16 protein-coding genes are annotated in these 20,895 nt (G+C 70.0%); 9 read left to right on the forward strand and 7 right to left on the reverse strand.

Going from position 1 to position 20,895, the window contains the following annotated elements; translation table 11 throughout:
* Positions 1-50: 50 nt before the first annotated feature.
* Positions 51-2,216: a SpoIIE family protein phosphatase gene (locus tag D458_RS0129515; protein WP_026119804.1), complete on the reverse strand. Its 2,166-nt coding sequence runs from the start codon at positions 2,214-2,216 to the stop codon at positions 51-53.
* A 431-nt stretch (positions 2,217-2,647) separates the two neighbouring features.
* Here D458_RS0129515 and D458_RS0129520 point away from each other — a divergent pair, with 431 nt between their 5' ends.
* A complete protein-coding gene (locus D458_RS0129520) occupies positions 2,648-7,075 on the forward strand; it encodes a HAMP domain-containing protein (RefSeq protein ID WP_017590324.1) in 4,428 nt (1,475 codons plus the stop codon).
* Positions 7,076-7,081: 6 nt separating this feature from the next.
* Positions 7,082-7,723, forward strand: coding sequence for a response regulator (locus D458_RS0129525; protein ID WP_017590325.1), 642 nt, complete (start codon positions 7,082-7,084; stop codon positions 7,721-7,723).
* Positions 7,724-7,892: 169 nt separating this feature from the next.
* On the opposite strand, the gene D458_RS0129530 is transcribed toward D458_RS0129525, so the two are convergent.
* Positions 7,893-9,053: a PAS domain-containing protein gene (locus D458_RS0129530; protein ID WP_026119805.1), complete on the reverse strand. Its 1,161-nt coding sequence runs from the start codon at positions 9,051-9,053 to the stop codon at positions 7,893-7,895.
* Between the two features lie 172 nt (positions 9,054-9,225).
* On the opposite strand from D458_RS0129530, the gene D458_RS0129535 reads away from it, so the two are divergent.
* Together D458_RS0129535 and D458_RS0129540 are read left to right on the forward strand one after the other, a co-directional pair.
* Positions 9,226-9,999: a GAF and ANTAR domain-containing protein gene (locus D458_RS0129535; protein ID WP_017590327.1), complete on the forward strand. Its 774-nt coding sequence runs from the start codon at positions 9,226-9,228 to the stop codon at positions 9,997-9,999.
* Positions 10,000-10,163: 164 nt separating this feature from the next.
* Positions 10,164-10,511, forward strand: coding sequence for an STAS domain-containing protein (locus D458_RS0129540; protein WP_026119806.1), 348 nt, complete (start codon positions 10,164-10,166; stop codon positions 10,509-10,511).
* On the opposite strand, the gene D458_RS0129545 is transcribed toward D458_RS0129540, so the two are convergent.
* Both D458_RS0129545 and D458_RS0129550 read right to left on the reverse strand, forming a co-directional pair.
* The gene (locus D458_RS0129545; protein WP_017590329.1) at positions 10,501-11,511 is read right to left on the reverse strand and encodes an anti-sigma factor RsbA family regulatory protein; all 1,011 of its coding nucleotides are present in this window, start codon (positions 11,509-11,511) and stop codon (positions 10,501-10,503) included. The two genes, D458_RS0129540 and D458_RS0129545, sit on opposite strands and share 11 nt — an antisense overlap.
* Positions 11,512-11,526: 15 nt before the next feature.
* Positions 11,527-12,801: a glycosyltransferase gene (locus D458_RS0129550; protein ID WP_026119807.1), complete on the reverse strand. Its 1,275-nt coding sequence runs from the start codon at positions 12,799-12,801 to the stop codon at positions 11,527-11,529.
* An 859-nt stretch (positions 12,802-13,660) separates the two neighbouring features.
* Between D458_RS0129550 and D458_RS0129555 the strand changes: the two genes are divergently transcribed.
* On the forward strand, positions 13,661-14,422 hold the full coding sequence (locus D458_RS0129555) for a PP2C family protein-serine/threonine phosphatase (protein WP_017590331.1): 762 nt from the start codon (positions 13,661-13,663) through the stop codon (positions 14,420-14,422).
* Positions 14,423-14,611: 189 nt separating this feature from the next.
* Here the strand turns inward: D458_RS0129555 and D458_RS0129560 are convergent, their stop codons facing one another.
* The 3 genes from D458_RS0129560 to D458_RS0129570 all read right to left on the reverse strand — a co-directional run bounded on the left by D458_RS0129560 (position 14,612) and on the right by D458_RS0129570 (position 16,341).
* The gene (locus tag D458_RS0129560; RefSeq protein WP_017590332.1) at positions 14,612-15,250 is read right to left on the reverse strand and encodes a copper resistance CopC family protein; all 639 of its coding nucleotides are present in this window, start codon (positions 15,248-15,250) and stop codon (positions 14,612-14,614) included.
* Between the two features lie 125 nt (positions 15,251-15,375).
* Positions 15,376-15,954, reverse strand: a complete 579-nt coding sequence (locus D458_RS0129565; RefSeq protein ID WP_017590333.1) for a hypothetical protein — start codon at positions 15,952-15,954, stop codon at positions 15,376-15,378.
* A gap of 123 nt (positions 15,955-16,077) precedes the next feature.
* Positions 16,078-16,341 (reverse strand): WhiB family transcriptional regulator, encoded by a 264-nt coding sequence (locus D458_RS0129570; RefSeq protein WP_017590334.1) that lies wholly within the window; start codon positions 16,339-16,341, stop codon positions 16,078-16,080.
* A 751-nt stretch (positions 16,342-17,092) separates the two neighbouring features.
* On the opposite strand from D458_RS0129570, the gene ectA reads away from it, so the two are divergent.
* From ectA to ehuB, 4 genes are all read left to right on the forward strand, one after another.
* On the forward strand, positions 17,093-17,638 hold the full coding sequence (gene ectA / locus D458_RS0129575; RefSeq protein ID WP_083936468.1) for a diaminobutyrate acetyltransferase: 546 nt from the start codon (positions 17,093-17,095) through the stop codon (positions 17,636-17,638).
* A gap of 92 nt (positions 17,639-17,730) precedes the next feature.
* Positions 17,731-18,999, forward strand: a complete 1,269-nt coding sequence (gene ectB, locus D458_RS0129580) for a diaminobutyrate--2-oxoglutarate transaminase (protein ID WP_017590336.1) — start codon at positions 17,731-17,733, stop codon at positions 18,997-18,999.
* Positions 19,000-19,155: 156 nt separating this feature from the next.
* Positions 19,156-19,557, forward strand: a complete 402-nt coding sequence (locus tag D458_RS0129585) for an ectoine synthase (RefSeq protein ID WP_017590337.1) — start codon at positions 19,156-19,158, stop codon at positions 19,555-19,557.
* 481 nt (positions 19,558-20,038) lie between these two features.
* The gene (gene ehuB, locus D458_RS0129590) at positions 20,039-20,893 is read left to right on the forward strand and encodes an ectoine/hydroxyectoine ABC transporter substrate-binding protein EhuB (RefSeq protein ID WP_017590338.1); all 855 of its coding nucleotides are present in this window, start codon (positions 20,039-20,041) and stop codon (positions 20,891-20,893) included.
* Positions 20,894-20,895: the final 2 nt, after the last annotated feature.

A 20,895-nucleotide genomic window follows, 5' to 3' on the forward strand; every position in this document is an offset into this window, starting at 1 on the left:
GGACATCGACGCAAGCGCCGAGCCCACCGAAAGCATCCGCGGAACACTCCCTAGAGGAAGCGCAGCACGAGCATCGCGGTGTCGTCCTTGTTGCCGCCGGGGGCGTACTCCTCGAGTTCGCGCTCGATACGGCTGATCACCGCCTGGGCGGTCAGCCCGGCCGCGCCGGAGAAGATCTTCTCCAGTCCCTCGTCGCCGAGCATGTCCGAACCGCTGCGCCGCTCGGTGACGCCGTCGGTGACCGCGAGCACCACCTCGCCGGGGCGGATGTCCACGCTCTCCGTGCTGAAGCCGACGTCCTCGAAGGCGCCCAGCAGCGGCTGCGACGTACCGAAGGACTCCACCTCGCCCTTCTGGTTGAGGCGCATCGGCAGCGGGTGCCCGGCCGAGACCATGCGCACCCGCATGCCGCCCGCGGCGTCCGTGGCCGGGGTCATCTCGCCGTACAGCATGGTCAGGAACCGGGTCGAGGTGTTCTCGTCCAGGATCGCCAGGTTCAGCCGCTGCATGATGTGCGCCGGGGTGAAGCCCTCCCGGGCCAGGGCGCGCAGGGTGTGCCGGGCCAGGCCGGTGACCGCGGCGGCCTCCGGGCCGGTGCCGCACACGTCGCCGATCGCGAAGCACCAGCGCCCGCTCGCGGAGAACACGTCGTAGAAGTCGCCGCCCACCTCGCTGCGCTCGTCCGAGGGCCGGTAGTAGACCGCGTGGTCCACACCGGGGATCACCGGCTCCTTGTCCTTGGGCGGAAGGAGGCTGCGCTGGAGCGCCGTGCTCATCGACGTGTGCCGCTCGTGCAGCCGGGCGTTCTCCATCGCCGACGCCACCCGGCGGCTGAGGTCGTCGGCGACGTCGGCCTCCTCGCGGGTGAAGTCGTCCGAATCGTTCTTGCCGATCGTCATCCGGCCCAGCGCCCGGCCGTGCGCGACCAGCGGAATGCTGATCGCCGGGCCCCGGGCGATCGAGCCGGTGATCTGCTCGTCCAGCCCCTCCTGCACCAGTTCCTGGTGCGACCACAGCGGTCCGGGCTCGCGCTGCTCACGCGGGGGCAGCGCGGTCAGCAGGGACCGCAGGAGGTCGTTGAGGTTCTCGTCGCCGTGCACCACGTGCGTCAGCTTGGAGACACCCAGTTCGTTGATGGTGTGGATGGCGCACCACCGGCCCATCCGCGAGGTGATCAGCTGCGCGGCCAGCGCGCCCGTCATCCGCTCGTCCAGGGTGCCCGCGAGCAGGTCGCTGGCCTCGGCCAGGAAGCTCAGCGAGGCGCGGCGGCTCAGTTCGACCTCGGCCAGCCGGGACCGCTCCACCGGGAGCGCGATCAGGTCCGCGCCCTCCTGGAGCCGTTTGGCCGCCGCCGGACCGAAGTGCCTGGCCCGGGTCGAGGCCACACCGAGCAGCCCGGTCACCCGGCCGTCGACGATCAGCGGCGCCGTCACCAGCGAACGCATCCCGCCCCTGGCCAGGGCGCCCCGCGTGGCGCGGGCGATCATCAGGTCGTCGTTGATCACCGGGCCCTGCTCGGGCGCGGCCGACGGGAAGATCTCCTCGGTGCGCACCCGCAGCGGACGCCAGTGCGCTCCACCGGTCAGACCGACCGCCGCGCGCACCTCCCACATGGTCTCGTCGGAGGTGGCCAGCGCGATGTAGGCGGAGTCCCCGCTCAGCGCCGTGGTCGCGTACTCCACGGTGCGTTCCAGCAGCTGGGGCAGGGACAGCCGGGAGTTCAGCGCCGAGTCCAGGGCCGACCACGCGGGCGGCCGCACGGGGCGGGAGGGGCCCCTGCGCACCGGAGGGGACTCCAGCGAAGGGTGATCGCCGGCCTTGTCCTCGATCCGGAACCACACGGCCTTGTCGTTGCGCCCGTAGCTCACGCCCCAGCTGGAGGCGATCGCCGACGCCAGGGCCAGGCCCAGGCCGCCGCTGCGTTCCTCACCGGTGGAGGGCGAGGTGTCCACGGCCAGCGGCCCGGCCTGCGGGACGGCCCGCTCGGGCGCGGAGTCGGTGACCATGACCTCGGTCGAACCCTCCGAACGGCGCACGGTCACCTCCAGCGCCGAGTCCGCGTGGATGACGGCGTTGGTGACCAATTCGCTGACCAGCAGGATGATGTCGTCGAAGGGGTCGGGCACACCCCAGGTCAGGAGGGTGTCGTACACGAACTCTCGGGCGGCCGCCGCGGTCTCGGGAGCAGGGGGGAACTCTCGTCGAGCGACCTTCAACGCGTCTTGTGCTGCCAAGCCGTCGGTGTCCTTCGTCACTGGGCGCGGGTGTGGGAGTGGTGGCCACTGCCACGATACGCGTGCTGTTCCCCCGGGGAACCGGGATCCACACGGAACCCGCCTGGTGGCCCCTCCGATCGCCGGGGCGGGCGGGCACGCTTCCGACCGGTCGGTCGCGGGCACAAGGGGAACATGGCGAACCCTCCTGTGCACAATGCCGTGGCCAGTTAGTGTAAGACGACACATCCGCTTCTTTCGGGTGGTACCTCGCGACGATAGCGTGACGGGGTGTCGCCGAGGGCTCGCATGAGACATGCGTGCCTGTGTGTCCCGTGCGTGCGGTTCGTACGGGACCGGCCCACCGCGGGCCGGGCGGGTCTGGCCGCGCGGGTTCGGCAGCCGAGAAGACGTGCGGGATTGAGGAGGGGTTCATGCCCGAGGCGGTCACGGAACTGGCCGACGACCAGCTCGACGAGATCCTGAGTGCCCTGTACCGGATGCGTGACGGTGACTTCAGCGTCCGGCTCAGGTCGCGTGGCAGCGGCAGGATTCGCGAGATCACCTCGGTGTTCAACGAGGTGATCGACCACAGCGAGCAGCTCAGCACCGAGCTTCAGCGGGTCGGCGACGTCGTGCGCGACGAGGGCCGGCTCAACGAGCGGGTCAACGTCCATCCGGCCCGGGGCGCCTGGGGCAACAGCGCCAGAGCCCTCAACGTCCTCCTGGACGAGGTCGCCGAACCCGTCACCGACGTCGCCCGGGTCCTGGACTCGGTCGCCGAGGGCGAACTGAACCGCAGGGCCTCCACCGAGGGCCGCCGGGGCGAGCTCAAGGGCGACCTGCTGCGGCTGGCCAACACGGTGAACCGGATGGCCGACCAGATGAGCGGCTTCACCGAGGAGGTCACCCGCGTGGCCCGCGAGGTGGGCACCGAGGGCAAGCTGGGCGGCAGCGCCAACGTCGAGGACGTCTCCGGCGCCTGGCGCGAGGTCACCGAGTCGGTCAACCAGATGGCCTCCCGCCTCACCCTCCAGGTCCGCGACATCTCCACCGTCACCACCGCCGTCGCCCGGGGCGACCTCAGCAAGAAGATCACCATCGACGTCCAGGGCGAGATGCTCGAGCTCAAGGACACGTTCAACACGATGGTGGACCAGCTGTCCACGTTCGCGGACGAGGTCACGCGCGTGGCCCGCGAGGTAGGCACCGAGGGCAAGCTGGGCGGCCGCGCCAACGTCCGAGGGGTCCAGGGCATCTGGAAGAACCTCACGGACAACGTGAACTCCATGGCGGACAACCTGACCAACCAGGTCCGCGACATCTCCAAGGTGACGACGGCGGTGGCCCGGGGCGACCTGACCCGCAAGGTCGAGGTGGACGTCCAGGGCGAGATGCTGGCCCTGAAGAACACCGTGAACACCATGGTCGACCAGCTCGACTCCCTCGCGGACGAGGTCACCAGGGTGGCCCGTGAGGTGGGTACCGAGGGCAAGCTGGGCGGCCGCGCCAACGTCAAGGGCGTGTCGGGCATCTGGAAGGACCTGACCGACAACGTCAACTCGATGGCCAACAGCCTCACCTACCAGGTCCGCAACATCTCGCAGGTGACGACGGCGGTCGCCAAGGGCGACCTGAGCAAGAAGATCACCGTCGACGCCCAGGGCGAGATGCTCGACATGAAGGACACCATCAACAAGATGGTGGACCAGCTGTCCACGTTCGCGGACGAGGTCACCAGGGTGGCCCGTGAGGTGGGTACCGAGGGCAAGCTGGCCGGCCAGGCCCACGTGCGCGACGTGTCCGGGGTCTGGAAGGACCTCACGGACAACGTGAACTCGATGGCCAACAACCTGACCTACCAGGTGCGGCAGATCTCCATGGTCACCCGGGCGGTCGCCGCCGGCGACCTGTCGAAGAAGGTCACCGTCAACGCCAAGGGCGAGATGCTGGAGCTGAAGGAGACCATCAACGTGATGGTCGACCAGCTGTCCGCGTTCGCCGACGAGGTCACGCGCGTGGCCCGCGAGGTGGGCACCGAGGGCAAGCTCGGCGGGCGCGCCAGCGTCAAGGGCGTCTCCGGCATCTGGAACGACCTCACCGAGAACGTGAACTCGATGTCGCACAACCTCACCACCCAGGTGCGCAACATCTCCGAGGTCACGACCGCGGTCGCCGCCGGTGACCTCAACAAGAAGATCGACGTCAACGCCCAGGGCGAGATCCTGGAGGTGAAGACGACGGTGAACACGATGGTGGACCAGCTGTCGGCCTTCGCCACCGAGGTCACCCGGGTGGCGCACGAGGTGGGCAGCCAGGGGCAGCTGGGCGGACAGGCCAAGGTCGAGGGCGTCACCGGCACGTGGAAGCAGCTCACCGACAGCGTGAACGGCCTGGCGGGCAACCTCACCACCCAGGTCCGCGCGATCGCCGAGGTCGCCAACGCCGTGGCCAAGGGCGACCTGACCCGCAACATCCAGGTCGACACCCGCGGCGAGATGGAACAGCTCAAGGACAACATCAACCTGATGGTGTCCAACCTGCGCGAGACCACCGCGGACCAGAACGACGCCGACTGGCTCAAGTCCAACCTGGCCCGCATCTCCGGCCACATCCAGGGCCACCGCGACCTCAACGAGCTCGCCCGCCTGATCATGACCGAGGTCACGCCGCTGATCGGCGCCCAGCACGGTGCCTGCTACCTGCCCGAGGACCAGGACAACGAGGGCGTCTTCCGCCTCTACGCGGGCTTCGGCTTCGACCCGCCCGAGGAGCGCAAGCGCATCCGCAAGGGCGTCGGCCTGGCCGGGGAGGCCCTGTCCCAGCAGGTCGAGCAGCAGATCTCCAACATCCCGCCCGGGTACGTGATGGTCGAGTCCGGGTTGGGCGGTGCCCAGCCGCGCCACCTGTACATCCTGCCGATCGTGACGGAGGGGCGCTCGCTGGGCGTGGTGGAGTTCGGCTCCTACGACGAGTTCCGCGAGATCCACAAGAACTTCCTGCGCCAGCTGGTCGCCCTGCTCGGCACCACCATCAACACCATCCTGGCCAACAACCGCACCGAGCACCTGCTCGAGCAGTCCCAGCAGCTCACCAGCCAGCTGCGCGAGCGCTCCAACGAGCTCCAGCGCCAGCAGGAGGAGCTGCGCGGCAAGAACGCGGAGCTGCGCCAGAAGGCCACCCAGCTGGCCAACCAGAACCGCGCGATCGAACTCCAGAACCAGCAGATCCAGCGTTCCCGCAACGCCCTGGAGGAGCGCGCCCACCAGCTCCAGGTCTCGTCCAAGTACAAGTCCGAGTTCCTGGCGAACATGTCGCACGAGCTGCGCACCCCGCTGAACAGCCTGCTGATCCTGGCCCGGCTGCTCGCCGACAACGCCGAGCAGAACCTGTCCGCCAAGCAGGTGGAGTTCGCCCAGACCATCCACAAGGCCGGCAGCGACCTGCTGCTGCTCATCGACGAGATCCTCGACCTGTCCAAGGTGGAGGCGGGCCGCGCCGAGGTGCAGCCCAGCGAGGTCTCGATCGCGCAGCTCGTCGACTACGTGGAGGCCACCTTCCGGCCGGTCACCGGCGAGCAGGGGCTGGCGTTCGCGGTGGACGTCTCCCCGGACATCCCCGGCACCCTGTGGACCGACGAGCAGCGCCTCCAGCAGATCCTGCGCAACCTGCTCTCCAACGCGGTCAAGTTCACCCCGCAGGGCGAGGTGCGGCTGCTGATCGAACCGGCCTGGGCGCTGGAGGACACCGACCTCGACATGTTCGTGGAAAACGAGGAGGTCATCGCGTTCACGGTCGCCGACACCGGCATCGGGATCGCCGAGGACAAGCTCCAGGTGATCTTCGAGGCCTTCCACCAGGGCGACGGCGGTACCTCCCGGCGCTTCGGCGGCACCGGGCTGGGGCTCTCCATCAGCCGGAACTTCGCCCGCCTGCTCGGCGGTGAGATCCGGGTGCAGAGCGTGGCCAACCAGGGGTCCACCTTCACCCTGCTGCTCCCGGTGCGCCTGCCCGAGGACGCGGGGGAGACCGCCGACGAGATCCCCGCGATGGAGCCGATCCCCGCGCTCGAACAGAGCCGGATCGACTACGACTCCCTGCCGGACCTCGGCGACAGCGACCTCGACCTGCCGGACGAGGACTTCGACGCGGTCGTGGCGGCCCTGACCGACGCCGGCGAGTCGGTCGAACCGCTGCCGATGGTGCAGGTGCTCAAGTCCCCCGAACCCGCCGAGACCACCGGCGCGGAGCAGGAGGCCTCCCAGGAGGCGGCCGAGGCCCGGCCCGACCCGGAGCGCCGCGCCGTCCTCACCGGCCAGCGGGTGCTGATCGTCGACGACGACGTGCGCAACGTCTTCGCGCTGACCAGCGCCCTCGAAGCCCAGGGCCTGGAGGTCCTCTACGCTGACAACGGCCACACGGGGATCGAGAAGCTGGAGGCCAACGAGGACATCTCACTCGTCCTGATGGACGTGATGATGCCCGAGCTGGACGGCAACCAGACCACTCAGCGGATCCGTGAGATGCCGCAGTTCGAGGACCTGCCGATCATCTCCCTCACGGCCAAGGCCATGCAGGGCGACCGGGAGCGCAGCCTCGCGGCGGGCGCCACCGACTACGTGACCAAGCCGGTGGACCTGGACCACCTCCTGGACGTGATGCGCAGGTGGCTCACGGCGGATCCGGAGGAGACCAGGGCCGGTGCCGCGGGCGACGATCTGAGGGCCGCCGGCACGGCGGAGTCCTCGGACGGGCACAATGGCGCCACGGATCACAAGGCTCACAGCGACACCAGGGATAACAGCGAAGCGAACGGGGACACTGGCAGCACCGGTAGCGCCCCGCCCAACGACTCGGAGTAGCCAGCAGTGACTCAGAAGGCCAACATCCTTCTCGTCGACGACCGCGACGAGAACCTCATCGCTTTGGAGGCGGCCCTCACCTCCCTCGACCAGAACCTGGTCCGGGCCAACTCCGGCGAGGAGGCGCTGAAGCACCTTCTGGGCACCGACTTCGCGGTCATCCTGCTCGACGTGATCATGCCCGGCATGGACGGGTACGAGACCGCCGCGCACATCAAGCAGCGCGAGAAGACCAAGGACGTGCCGATCATCTTCCTGACCGCCCAGGAGGTCGACCGGCACCAGGTCTTCCGCGGCTACTCCTCGCGGGCGGTGGACTTCCTGATCAAGCCGTTCGACCCGTGGGTGCTGCGCTCCAAGGTCGAGGTGTTCGTGGAGCTGCACCAGCTCAAGGCGCAGATGCGCGAACAGGCCAGGTCGCTCCAGCGCATCCTCAACCAGGAGACCGGCGAGCCCGGGAAGGTCCTCGCCGAACAGCTCGCCCAGCGCTCCCGCCAGGTCCAGTCCGACCTGGCCTCGCTGCGCGAGCACGTCGTGGACAACTACCAGGACGTCGACCAGCCCCTGGTGGACGCCGTCCGCCGCGTGGACCGCTCGGCCTCCCGCCTGTCCACCCTGGTCGACACCCTCCACGGCCCCGACGAATAGGACCGGCGGGTAAGAGGGACCGGGGGCACCCGCGGACACTCCCGTCCCGTGTCGAACCCCGAGAGGCCGGAGCCGCGCGCGTCCCCGGTGCGGAGGCGGTGTCCGGGTTCCCGCCGGGCCCGGCGCCCGGCCGCAGCAGCGGGGCCGTGCGGGAGCGGCGCGGGCTCCCTCACTGGGGGCGTGGCGGCAGGGCCAGGCCGATGTGCTCGCCGATCTCCTCGATGAGGCCGAGGTCGGCCAGGCGGAAGCTGCCCCGGTTGCTGCGGCGGATCAGGGTGAGGGCGCCCCGGACGCCGCGGCTGCCCCTCAGCGGCACCGAGAGCAGCGAACCCGCGCCGAGCACGGACAGCAGTGGGGCTCCCGCTCCCGTGTGGCCCAGGACCGTCTCGTCCTCGATCAGCGGGAACAGCAGCGACTGGCCGCGCCCCAGGACCTCGCCGGGGATGTCCGAGTCGCCCGGGAGCAGTGCCCGGACCTCCTCGCACTGGCCCTCCGGGGCGTCGGCCGGGCCCACCACGGCCGCCCGGCGGGCCGCCTTCGGGTCCCCGGGCAGGTCGCAGACGTCGACGATCACCCAGTCCGCGTACGAGTCGGCCAACAGGTCCCCCGCGTCGGTCAGCGCGAGGTCCCTGGTCGGGGTGGTGCCGCGCAGCAGGAGCCGGGTCATCCGGGTCAGCACGTCCAGCCGGCGGGCGGCCAGCACCACGACCTGGTCCTCGACCTCCGACTCCAGCGGGGCGGGGCCCTCCTCCTCGGTGCCGTTCATGGGCGGGGACATCGCCACCAGTACCAGCGGATGCGCCTCGGTGGGCAGCTCCAGGCGGGTGAGGGTCAGGTGCACGTCCTCCGCCCAGCCGCGCTGGGCCAGCCGCGACTCCAGGTGCGCGGGGCCGTCCCCGCGCAGCACCGCGGCCAGCCACGACCGCATGGCCGCACGCTTGCGCAGGTCCACGAAGTGGGCGAAGGGTTTGCCGGTGAGGTAGCCGGGCGCGCTGCCCAGCTGGGTGGCCCCGGCGTTGTTGATCCTGCGGACGTATCCGTCGTGGTCCAGCAGGAGCACCGGAACGCTGAGTTCGTTGAAGACGGCGCGCAGCAGGGCGCGGTCACCGTCCTCGGGGGGCCTGCGGGGTTCGGGCGGCTCACTGTGCGCGCGGGCCAGTTCGGCCCCGGCCGCCCCGAGCAGGCGCTCGGTGTACTCCAGTTCGGCCAGGGCGGCCTCGGCGGTGCCCTGGGCGTCGTCCGGGTACATGGCGTGCGTATTGCGCAGTGCGGCTATGCGTTCACTCAGCGCAGCGATCTCGCGTTGCAGATCGGCGAGGTTCTCCGACACGCTCACGGTCTCCCGGTCATCTTCGAGGGCGTCTTGCCAGTACCCGTCAGGGGCGGGCCTGACACCGTTGTCTCCGATGTCTCCCGGCCGAAGCTGACTGCTGTCCGGTCGAGGGTCCCCCGAAGGTTACCTTTGGTGCTGGAACCCGGGACTTCTGGAGGAGGTTCGGACGGTGTGGATCGAACACCTCGCCCGTGACATCGGCGCGCTGGGACAGGCGGAGAACACCACGCTCGAACGGGCCCTGGACCAGATGAGCAGGGCCGCCGCCCTCGGGGTGCCCGGGTGCTCGGCCGCCCTGGTGGTGGTCTGGCGCGAGGTGGTGGGATCGGACGGATCCATCCGCCATGTGGTCGCCGACTACGGTGCGTCACACTCCGATCTCTCCGAGGCCCTGGAACACCAGTACACGACCGACGAGGGCCCCACTGTGGAGGCCGTCCGGGAGATGCGCCAGGTCCGGGTCGCCGACGTGCTGCGCGAACACCGCTGGCCCCGGTACACGAGCATGGCGGTCCAGTGCGGCGACCGCTCCTCCGTCACCCAGCCCAGCAAGCTCTCCGGGGACGGCGACGGGGACGAGGACCGGATCCTCACCTTCGGAGTGCACTCGGGTCGGGCCGACGCCTTCGACGAGGAGGTGGTCACCCAGCTCACCGCACTGCTCGCCGAGCACGCCGCGATGGCCCTGAACACCGCCGGCCGTCAGGCCGACGCCGCCCGGGAGTCCGCCCACATGCGCCGCGCGATGTCCGCGCGCACGGTGATCGACCAGGCCAAGGGCATCATCATGCACGCCCGGGGCTGTGACGCCGACACCGCCTTCGCCGCCCTGCGGGAGGTGGCCCAGCGCAACCGCAAGAAGGTCGTGGACGTGGCCCGTGACCTGGTTTCGGAGAACACCGGGCCGCAGCGGTCGCGCCGGCCCCGGCCGGACGGGCGCTGACGGGCCGGGAACCCGGTCGGGTCCGAGGTCGGGATGAGTCCAGAGCGTGACCGTAAGCCGTCATGATGAGGGTTCGCGTCCGTTGCGGCAAGCAGTGGCGGTCGGTCCGGCCGGGGGAGCGCCGAACTCCGAGCGGTGCACGTGAACGACAAGGAGAACCGAGCGTGACGTCAGACATCTCGATCCGCCGCGAAGATGGCGTCGTCATCGTGACACCAGTGGGGGAGATGGACGCCGTCACCTCGCCCGCGCTCGCGGACGCCCTGGACGAGGTCCTGGCGGCGCCCCTGCCCGCGGGGGTGGTGGTCGACCTCGCCAAGGTGGGCTTCTGCGACTCCCGCTGCATCGGCGTCCTGGTCTCGGCCTTCAGGCAGGCCCGCGACCTCGGGTTGGGGCTGGTCGTCGCCGAACCCCAGCAGCAGGTGAACCGCCTGTTCGTGATAGCCGGGATCGACCAGGTCATCCCGATCGACACGAGCACCGACAACGCCGTGGAGACGCTCAGGGGGTGAGCCGGGCCTCCTGCCCCCGCCGTCCTCCGTGGTCCGCCCGTGACCCGTCGGAACGCGTCCCGTCCGGCTGTGCCCTGTCGGCACGCTCCTGATCCAAGAAGTGCAACCGCACCAGCGAACCCTCCCCGCTTCCGCTGATCTCCAGGAAGTCGCAGGTCTGCCGGGTGATCCACAACCCGTAGCCGCGTGGTCTGAGGGTGTCGGCCGGGCGGTAGCCGGCGAGCGGGTCGCTGAGGCCGCCGCGTTCGTCGAAGACGTCGCACACCCACCGGTCCTCGCCCCGCCACACCTGGACGCTGCCCTTGCCCGCCCCGTGCTCGAGCACGTTCGCGGCGAGTTCGTTCACCGCCACGACCAGGCTTTCCACCCGATCGGAGGGGAGCCCGAGCCCGGTGCCCAAGGACGTGAGGTCCTCACGCAGGCGCGGCAGTGACTGGCCGATCTCCAACCGGTGCACCGGCCCCCGCACGGGGAGCGGTTCCGGCGCCGGGGGGCGGTGCCCGAAGGCCTGGGTGCCGAGGTAGGCCGGATTGGGGCGGGGGCCCTCCGCCTCCAGGAGCGTCGGGTGGGTGGCGCGGACCGCGGCGCGGGCGCCCGGCCCCAGGGGGCGCAGGTCGTGAACGCACAGCAACCGCATGCGCATCGGCGCCAGCGCCGTGCTCAGTACCGACTCCAGCCGGTGCCACTCCCGCAGCTCCATCGTCGAACCGCCGGTGACCGGGGGCTCGGCGACCACGCTGACCGGAACGGGGCCGTGGACCAGGGCCAGCCGGTGCAGGGCGGCCAGGGTGCGGCCGGGGGCGTCGTAGAGGGTGTCCCGTCCGATGACGTGCACCCGGCCGCGCTCGTGCGGGTCGAGCCCGCCCAGGAGCACGGCCGGGTCGGTGACGGCGAGTACGACGTGCGCGTTCTCGCGTACGGCGGACCGCAGCCGCTCCCGTGTCACCTCGTGGAACCGTCTCTCACGGTGAAAGAGCAGTCCCTGGTGTTCGAACGTCATCGGTGTGAGGGCCGTTCAGTTCGACGAACCGGACAGGAGGAGGTCGGCCTCGTCCTCCTCGACCTCGTCCCGGTCCGACTGCTGGGGACGGGAGCGCTGGTAGGCGATCTCGGTCTCGACGGCGATGCGCTGCCAGGTGAACCGGGAGCGGGCGCGGTCCACGGCGGCGATGCCGTAGGCCGTGCTCATGGTCGGCGTGTTCAGGACGGCGCGGACGGAGCGGGCGACCTCGTCGGGGCGGCCGAAGCGCATGAGCACGCCGCTGGTGCGGTGCAGGACGGCCCCGGGGACCGCGCCGGTGGCGGTGGCCACCACGGGCAGGCCGCAGGCCATGGCCTCCAGGACGGCGCCGCCGTAGGGGTCGTAGGAGGCGGCGGAGACGTACACGTCGGCGGAGCGCAGCAGACGGGGGAGCTCCTTGCGCTCCACCGGACCGGTCATGTGCACGCGGTCGTCGACCCCGGCCTCCTTGGCGAGCAGCTCGATCCTGCGGGCGTTCTCGTCCAGGGCCACATCCTGGTCGTCCGCGGTGGAGACGAGCAGGAGCTCGGCCTCGGGGAGGCGGGTCATGGCCTCGACCAGGCGCTCGGCGCCCCCGGACCCGGTCAGGGAGGTCACGGAGATCAGCCGGGGCCGCTCCTCGCGACGGGCCTGCCACGGTTCGGCGGAGGCGCTGCCCTCGACGCTGAAGTGGTCGGGGTCGACGCCGAAGGGGACGACGCTCACGTGGTGGCGGGGCACCCCGAGGCGGGCCAGTTCGCCCTGCTGGTCGGTGGAGTTGACCAGGACGTGGTCGGCGCGGGAGGCGAGGATCGTCTCCATGCGGGCGCGGTCGGGCCGGTGGGCGAGGCCGGAGCGCTGCTCGCTGGCGTTGAGGGAGTGGAAGGTCTGGACGATGGGCGTTCCGCTCTGGTCCTTCTCGCTGTGCGCCTGGGCGTGCAGGGCGGCCAGTCCGCTGGTCCAGCCGATGGCGTGCAGGACGTCGGGGACGTCCTCGTCGAGGACGGAGGCGAGCGCGGTGCCGAAGGCCCCGGTGTGCTCGGCCTGCTCACTGTCGTCGAGCGGGCGGGCGGGCCCGGCGTCCAGGTAGGCGACGGAGACGCCGCGGGCCATGCGGGTGCGGCCGTCGGGCTGTTCGGGGTCACTGCGGCGCACGTAGACGGTCACCTTGTGACCGCGTTTGGCGAGCTGGCGGGAGAGCGCACACGCGTGCAGACTCGCGGGGCAGGCCGGCTCGCCCCGGTGGGCGGGAAGGGGGTTGGCGTGTTCGGCGACCATAGCGATCTTCACTGGGCTGAACTCCTTGGACACCGCCGTGGTGTCCGTCGTGGATGGGCCCGGGGGACTCCGGAGCGGGGAGTCGGAATCCTCACGGGTGTGACTGTGTGCTGTTCTCCGGCCGCTGTGAGGGGTGCCGGGCCGCCCGGTACGGGGCGGGGGGACAGGGGCTCACGGGGCCGGTGCCGGTTCAGGGCGACGAGAAGGCCGGCCCGGGAACCGGTGGAGGAGGGTGCCAGGCAGCGCTGAGCATCGCGCGGGCGCAGGGCGCACGGACGGTGGATACCGGAGAGTGGAGAAGATGGGAGCGACGCACGACAAGACCACACCAAACGACCGTCGAGGGAGAGTTCGAGCCACCGGGGCGCCTGAGGGCTCGAGTCCTGAGCCCAGGGGCCGCACGGGGCGGGTCGTGTGTGTCTGCGTCTTAGACACCCAACGCGGCCTATTCTGCCAGACAGTGAGCGAGGCGACAACGTGGGTCCGCTCGCCCCCGGGTACCCCTGACCCGACCGGAACCCCTCCGGCGGTTTCCGAACGGCTTCCCGTGCAGGGCCTCTGGTCTGCGGGTTGACCGAACCTGGCGGCAGGCCCTGTTGAGCGGGTCCCAGCAGCGCTACTGTCAGACCGGAACCGGACGACGGCACAACACACGTCCCAGGTTGAACCGCCACAACACTTTTGGCGGCGAAAACCGGTTCGGGAACTGCGTAACCGTAGGTTTTCCGCCATGATGTAGCGGGATTTTGACCGACTCCGGCGAGACGGATCGATACGGTTGCAGGATCCAGACGTTGTACGGGACTCGACCAAGTCCCGGCGCCAGACGCCGGGCAACCGGCCACGGCCGATGAAACGGGAGGAAGGGCGTATGGGTGTCGCTGGTGGGGAAGTCATTGTCACGGCCCTCACGCACCGGGGCGCTATCCGCCCCGCCAACGAGGACTCCGTGGTCATGGGAGCTCTCACCGTCGCCAGCGCGAACATGACCTCCCCGGTCCGCTGCGTGCTGCCGGTGAGTGAGCCCGTCATCCTCGCGGTCGCGGACGGGATCGGTGGCCAGGCCGCGGGAGAGATCGCCTCCGAGCACGCGGTTCACCGCATGGCCGAGATGGGGCCGCGACTGAACGGGCCGGAGGAGATCGCCCAGCTCCTCACCAACATCGACGAGGAGATCAAGGACCACGCCCTCCAACACACCGAGTTCTCCGGCATGGGGACCACGGTCGCGGGGGTCCTGCTCAACAGCGACGGCAACTTCTGGTTCAACGTGGGTGACTCCCGCACCTACCGCCTGGAGGGCCGCCACCTGCGTCAGCTCTCCGAGGACGACTCCCCGGCCCTGCCCCCCTCCGAGGACGGCCGTCCCGTCACCACCAACTTCATCACCCAGTCCCTGGGCGGCAGCTCGGGCGGGTCGATGGTCCCCCACGTGGGCCGGGACGACGCCGCGGACCCCAGCGCCTGGCTCATGTGCAGCGACGGCCTGTCGGACCTGGTGCTGCCCGAGGAGATGGAGCGGATGATCGCCGAGGCGGGCAGCGACGAGGCGGCCGTGCACGCCCTGTGGCAGGCCGCGATGGAGGCGGGCGGCAAGGACAACATCAGCATCCTGCTGGCCCGCCGCCGCTGACGCGTGACTGCTTCGGGCCTTCGCCTCGGCCCGTCTCCGGGAGCCAGGGCGGCCCCCGGCTGAACGCGCCTCTCCGAGGGCTTCCGAGATCCCCGGAGGCACACGGACACGGGAGGGGCCCGCACGCGTCGGCGTGCGGGCCCCTCGGTCGTTGTCGGGCCCCTCAGGCGCGGTGAGCGGGCGCTCGGTCTACTTCTGCGCCGATCCCTCTCCCGAGCCCGTTCCGGGGCGGTTGCGCATGCGCACCACGACCAGCACGACCGCACCGATGGCGGCGACCGCCACGACGATGCCGGCCAGCACCATCACCGGAGAGGTACCGCTCTCCTGTGCGGCGGGGTCCTCCTCGGCCGCGGCGGGGGACTCGTCGACGGTCTCCGCGTTCTCTCCGGCTTCCTCCTCGGCCCCGGCCGGGTCCTCCTCGGGCTCCTCGGGGGCGGCCGCCGCGACGGCGTCCTCGGTGACCGAGAAGGTCAGGGTGTCCTGGATGGGGTGCCCGTCGGAGGAGACCACGCGGAAGGCGATGCTGTACTCGCCGGCCTCGGCGAGCGGTGCCAGGCCCACGGACACGTCGGTGCCGTCGAAGGTCAGGTCGCCCTCCTGGTGCTCCTCGCCGTCGGGGCCGGTCACCACGACGGCGCTGCCGCTCCCGCCCTCCATGGGGGAGTTGTTGAAGGTCAGTACGACCTCCTCGGGGACGGTGTCGAGGGTCTCCTCGTCCTTCGGGTTGGAGCCGGTGAGCACGTCGTGGGCGAAGGCGGGGGCGGGGGCCAGCAGCAGCGCCGCGGCGAACGGGGCGATCAGGGCTGCGGTGTGGAGCTTTCTCATGGTCTTCTCTCAGGCCGTTGCGGGTGCGGTTCACGACCGGAGCGCACGGGGCGGGCCCGTGCTCGTCCGGATCTCTCGACTGCGTCCGCCCCGGTGGCCCGGGACCCCGGAGGGCCGGGCCCGGGTCAGAGGCGGAACGCGGACGAACCGGGAGGTCCGCGGGGGCCGTGCGCCGACGGCTCGGGGGGAGAGGGCGCGGTGGGCAACGGCGCGGTGAACGTCTGCCCGGGCACCTCGAGCACGAGGCCGGGGACGCGCAGCAGGCGCGGCAGGGACCGGGAGACGGCTGTGGCCAGGGACCAGAGCGCGGACTCGCCGTGGGCCAGCAGCGCCGAGGCGAGCAGGGCCGCCCACAGGTGTGCGAACAGCATCCCCGGCGCGAGGCCGAGGGTGTGGGAGAGCAGACCGTGCCCGCTGTGGTCGGTTCCGGGCTCGAGCGCGACGAGGCCGGGCCCCGCCGTCTGGAGGATCAGGTGCAGGGCGACCTGTGCGAGGGCCATCACGGCGAAGATGTCGCCGAAGCCCCGCATGATCCGGGTGAACCGCCACAGGAGGCCGAAGAGGAAGGCCGTCGCCAGGAGGAAGCCCCCGGCTCCGGCCGGGCTCTCGGCCCAGAGGTTGTGGCCGACCCAGGCAAGGCCTGTGCACGCACCGGCGAGGAGCGCCGTGCGTGTGAGGCGGAGTGTGCCGTGAGCGGGTCGCACGATAGTGAACCTAGGCCGTGCTCCCGGGGGTCGCAAGACCCGCGTACGCGGGAGCTCCGACCGCGGAAGCAGAGTGGAGCCGCCGGGCGCGATCCCTCGCGCGCCGGCGGCTCCGCCACCCGCCTATCCCGCCGGTACCAGCTCGCGGCGCATGTAGCGGCGCTGTTCCGGGGTGGTCCCACCCCAGACTCCGTGAGCTTCACCGGCGCGAAGGGCCCACCGCAGGCATTCCGGGCGAACAGTACAGCTGCGGCAGACGTCCAGGGCCTGCTCCGTGTCGGTGCGGCCGATCCCGGTGCTGCTCACCGGGAAGAAGATCTCGGGGTCGTACGAGCGGCAGTTTCCCTGCTCGACCCAGTCCTCGCTCTCGTGGTACAGGCGGTTCACGGGCGCCTCCGATCCCTGGTCAGTGGTCCTCGCCGTGTTCCCACGGCGAGTCAGTGAAGTACGTGGCCGCACTGCCGTCCCGGGCGTTCCCGACCCTCATGGGCTGCGGCGAAGCGGTGCGACTAATTGTAGTACTACATGAGGTCGTACTACACAGAGTCTGATGGAAAACCGGCGATACATCAAGGACGTTCAGCGGTGGTTGGCTCCCTTGTGCCCCCGTCGGTGTCAAGGGAGCGGGGCGATCGGGGCAGGAGATGACAAGCCGGCGTGTCGCTCCGGTCGCGGAGGAATTTCCTGCACACAGGGGCTTTCGAGAGTCCGCGGGCGTAGCGTGTGACGTGCGGGGCAGTCCCGCTTGCGCGTTATGTCGCGAGGTTTCCACCGAATTGATGTGACTTAACGCACGCTTAATATTCCTCGCCGAGGCTCTATGTTTGACCCTGACGGTTGTCGACAGCCCGTTGACAGGAGCGATCTCACCCTGTGCGACGCGGACCCGCTCCCGGGGTCGAACCCCCTGATGGGCAGGGCGTGAACAGGGCGCTTGGCGGCTACCCCGCGTCACCTGAAAGCCCAGGTCAGAGCGGTTTCAAGCTGCTAAATAAACGAGTCCTACCCAATACGGATCCTCTTAAACATCTGCGCGGAATCTCGCTGAAACGCCCTTGACCTTCGTTCGCTAAGTTCGATCGACGTGCCACATCTACGAACGAACCTCCAAGCACGCGACCGAACTGAAGGCGGGGCCATGAGCTCCCGGACCGCAGAGGCCGCGGGCCGTGAGGGCGTGCGCCTTTCGCACCCTTCCCCGGAGGACGGGCCGCACATGTGGCGGTTGGCCGGCGAGACGGGGATGGACGTCAACTCCCCGTACGCCTACACGCTCTGGTGCCGGGACTTCGCCGCGACCAGCGTCGTGGCGCGGGACACCGACGGCCGGGTGGCGGCCTACGTCACCGGTTACGTCCGTCCCGACAGCCCGGACACGTACTTCCTCTGGCAGGTGGCCGTCGACTCCGCGTACCGGGGTCAGCGGCTGGCCCGCCGGATGCTCGACTTCATCGGCGACGCGATCGCCGAGCAGGGCCTTCAGTACCTCGAAGCGACCGTCACTCCCGACAACGAGGCCTCCCGGGCCCTCTTCGCCTCCTTCGCGAGGAGCAGGCGGACCGAGGCCGTGTGGAGCCCGCTCTTCGGCGAGGAGCACTTCCCGAAGCACGGCGAGGAGCCCCACGAACCCGAGGACCTCGTCCGCATCGGGCCCTTCGGCTCGCACCCCGACACCGACGACTGACCGTCCGTACCGGATCGAACGCGATCCTGCACCCACCCCTCGTCTAAGCCATGAGCCCACGAAGTTGGGGAAAGGAACCAAGGAACATCACGATGGAGACCTTCCAGCGCCTCGAGTCCGAAGTCCGCGGATACTGCCGGAACTGGCCTGTCGTCTTCGACAAGGCCGTCGGCAGCCACGTCTACGACGAGTCGGGCAAGCCGTACCTGGACTTCTTCGCCGGGGCCGGATCGCTCAACTACGGTCACAACAACCCCGAGTTGAAGACCTCGCTCATCGAGTACCTGACGGACGACCGGATCGTCCACAGCCTCGACGCCTACAGCACGGCCAAACGCGACTTCCTGAAAACCTTCGAGGACGTCGTCCTCAAACCGAGGAACCTGGACTACAAGATCCAGTTCCCCGGCCCCGCGGGGAACAACGCGGTCGAGGCCGCGCTCAAACTGGCCCGCAAGTACACCGGTCGCCAGACCATCATCAACTTCACCAACGGCTTCCACGGCATGACCCTGGGCGCCCTGGCCGTCACCGGCAACTCCATGAAGCGCGGCGGCGCCGGTGTGCCGCTCGACCACGTGGCCACCATGCCGTTCGACAACTACCTCGACGGCAAGACCCCGGACTTCCTGTGGCTGCGCAGCCTCCTCGAGGACAGCGGCAGCGGCCTGGACGCCCCGGCGGCCGTCATCGTCGAGGCCGTCCAGGGTGAGGGCGGCATCAACGTCGCCAGCGCCGAGTGGCTCCGCGGGCTCTCCGAGCTCTGCAAGGAGTACGGGATCCTGCTGATCCTCGACGACATCCAGATGGGCTGCGGCCGCACCGGCAAGTTCTTCAGCTTCGAAGAGGCCGGCATCACCCCGGACATCGTCACCCTGTCCAAGTCCATCAGCGGCTACGGTCTGCCGATGGCGCTCACGCTGTTCAAGCGCGAGCTGGACGTCTGGGAGCCGGGAGAGCACAACGGCACCTTCCGCGGCTTCAACCCCGCCATGGTCACCGGTGCCGAGGCGCTGCGCCGCTTCTGGACCGACGACGCCTTCTCCGAGGCCACCAAGGCCAAGGGCGACATGGTCGAGGCCCGCCTCGCCGAGATGGCCGCCGAGCACGCCGAGTTCGGTGCGCACGTGCGCGGTCGCGGCCTGGCCCGCGGCCTGGCCTTCGACGCCGAGGGCGGCATCGCCAAGAAGGTCGCCGCCGAGTCCTTCGACCGCGGCCTGCTCCTCGAGACCTCCGGTCCCGAGGACGAGGTCGCCAAGCTCCTCCCGCCGCTCACGGCGACGGAGGAGGAGCTGACCGCCGGACTGGACATCATGGCCGACGCCGCGCGCGCCGCCGTCAAGGTGTCCCAGCCCGCCTGAGGACCCTCCGGCCACCGTTCGCGGTGGTTGCGGTCCGACGGGTTCCACCGAATTCGGTGACGGGGCCGGTCGGTATCCCCATCCGGGGTGCCGGTCGGCCCCGTACCGTGTATCACCAGCGCATACAGCGCGCATCAGAGCGTGAAGGAGACACAAGTGATCGTTCGCAGTCTGGACGAGGTCAACGACACCGACGCCGACATCAAGACCGAGAACTGGCGCAGCCGTCGGATCGTCCTGGCCAAGGAGAAGGTCGGCTTCTCCTTCCACGAGACCGTCCTCTACGCGGGCACCGAGTCGACGTTCTGGTACGCCAACCACATCGAACTCGTGCACTGCATCGAGGGCGAGGCCGAGCTGACCAACGAGGAGACCGGGGAGAAGCACACCATCACCCCGGGCACCCTCTACCTGCTCAACGGCCACGAGAAGCACACGGTCCGCCCCAAGACGGACTTCCGCGTCCTGTGCGTGTTCAACCCGCCCGTCACCGGGCGTGAGGTCCACGACGAGAACGGCGTCTACCCGCTGGTCGTCGAGGAGGACGCCTCCGCGTAGTCCGGAGGACACACAGCGTTGACAAAACGGGCGGGGTCCGAGGGTTCGGACCCCGCCCGTTCGCGTGCGCACGGTAGGAACCCCTGGGTGACGGGCACAGGAACCCATAGTCACCAAGCACAGGTGACCAGCTCGGAGGGGGTGTGTCATCGGGTCACCCGACGGGCCATGACTCATAACCAGTGCATAACGGACTAAACATGTTCAGTTACTGCACGGCGGGCCCGGGGAGGGAGACCCCGTACCAGTGCCGTCGTCCCGAGCACCCGGGCAACGGCCACGGCCGCGGCACCGCGCCGCGGAAGCGCCCACACGAGGCGATCCACCATTCGAATGAGCGGCGCCCTCGCCCTGTCCTTCGGGCGAAGGCTCCGCACTCGCGAGTTTTCGAGGAGCAGTCGTGAACAATCAGGGACCAGCGCGTCGGCGGGGAACCTGGGGGCGTCGAGACGCCCTTCGACTGGGAGGCGCCGGGCTCGCTGTGGCCGGCCTCGCGGCGTGCAGCCGAGTCGATGACTCCGGTGGCGGCGGCGGAGACGGCGAGGGGGGCCAGTCCACTCTCGAACGCCTCCGCGAACAGGGCTTCGTGGCGGTGGCGCTGGCCAACGAGGTGCCCTTCGGCTTCGTCGACTCCACCGGTGAGGCCGCCGGGCAGTCCCCGGCGGTGGCCAAGGCCGTCTTCGAGGAACTGGGCGTCCCGGAGATCCAGGCCTCGGCGACCACCTGGGACGGTCTGATCCCGGGTCTGCAGGCCAACCGTTACGACGTCATCGCGGCCGGTGTGTTCATCACCCCCGAGCGCTGCCAGGAGGTCGCGTTCAGCGAACCGACCGCGACGTCCCCCGAAGCGTTCCTGGTGGACAAGGACAACCCCCACGACATCCAGCACTTCGAGGACTTCGTCGACAACCCCGACCTCACGCTCGCGGTGCTCAACGGTTCCGTGGAGCAGACCTACGCCGAGTACTTCGGGGTGCCCGGGGACCAGCTCGAGCTCATCCCGGACCAGACCCGCGGCTTCGAGCTGCTGCAGTCCGGCCGGGTCGACGCGGTGTCCATGCTGGCGGTGTCCCACACCTACCTGCTGATCGAGCGCGAGATGGAGGACGAGTACACCGTCACCGAGCCCTTCTACCCCGTGATGGACGGCAACGAGGAGAAGGGCTGGGGCGGTCTGTGCGTCCGCCAGGAGGACGAGGAGCTGCTCTCGGAGATCAACCGGGTCATCGGTGAGTTCAAGGAGAGCGGCCGCCTGCTGGAGCTCGGAGAGGAGTGGGGCTTCACCGAGGACGACCTTCCCGACGACACCACCACAGCTGAACTCTGCGAGGGCTGATC

The sequence above is a fragment of the Nocardiopsis ganjiahuensis DSM 45031 genome (assembly GCF_000341085.1).
GTDB lineage: Bacteria > Actinomycetota > Actinomycetes > Streptosporangiales > Streptosporangiaceae > Nocardiopsis > Nocardiopsis ganjiahuensis.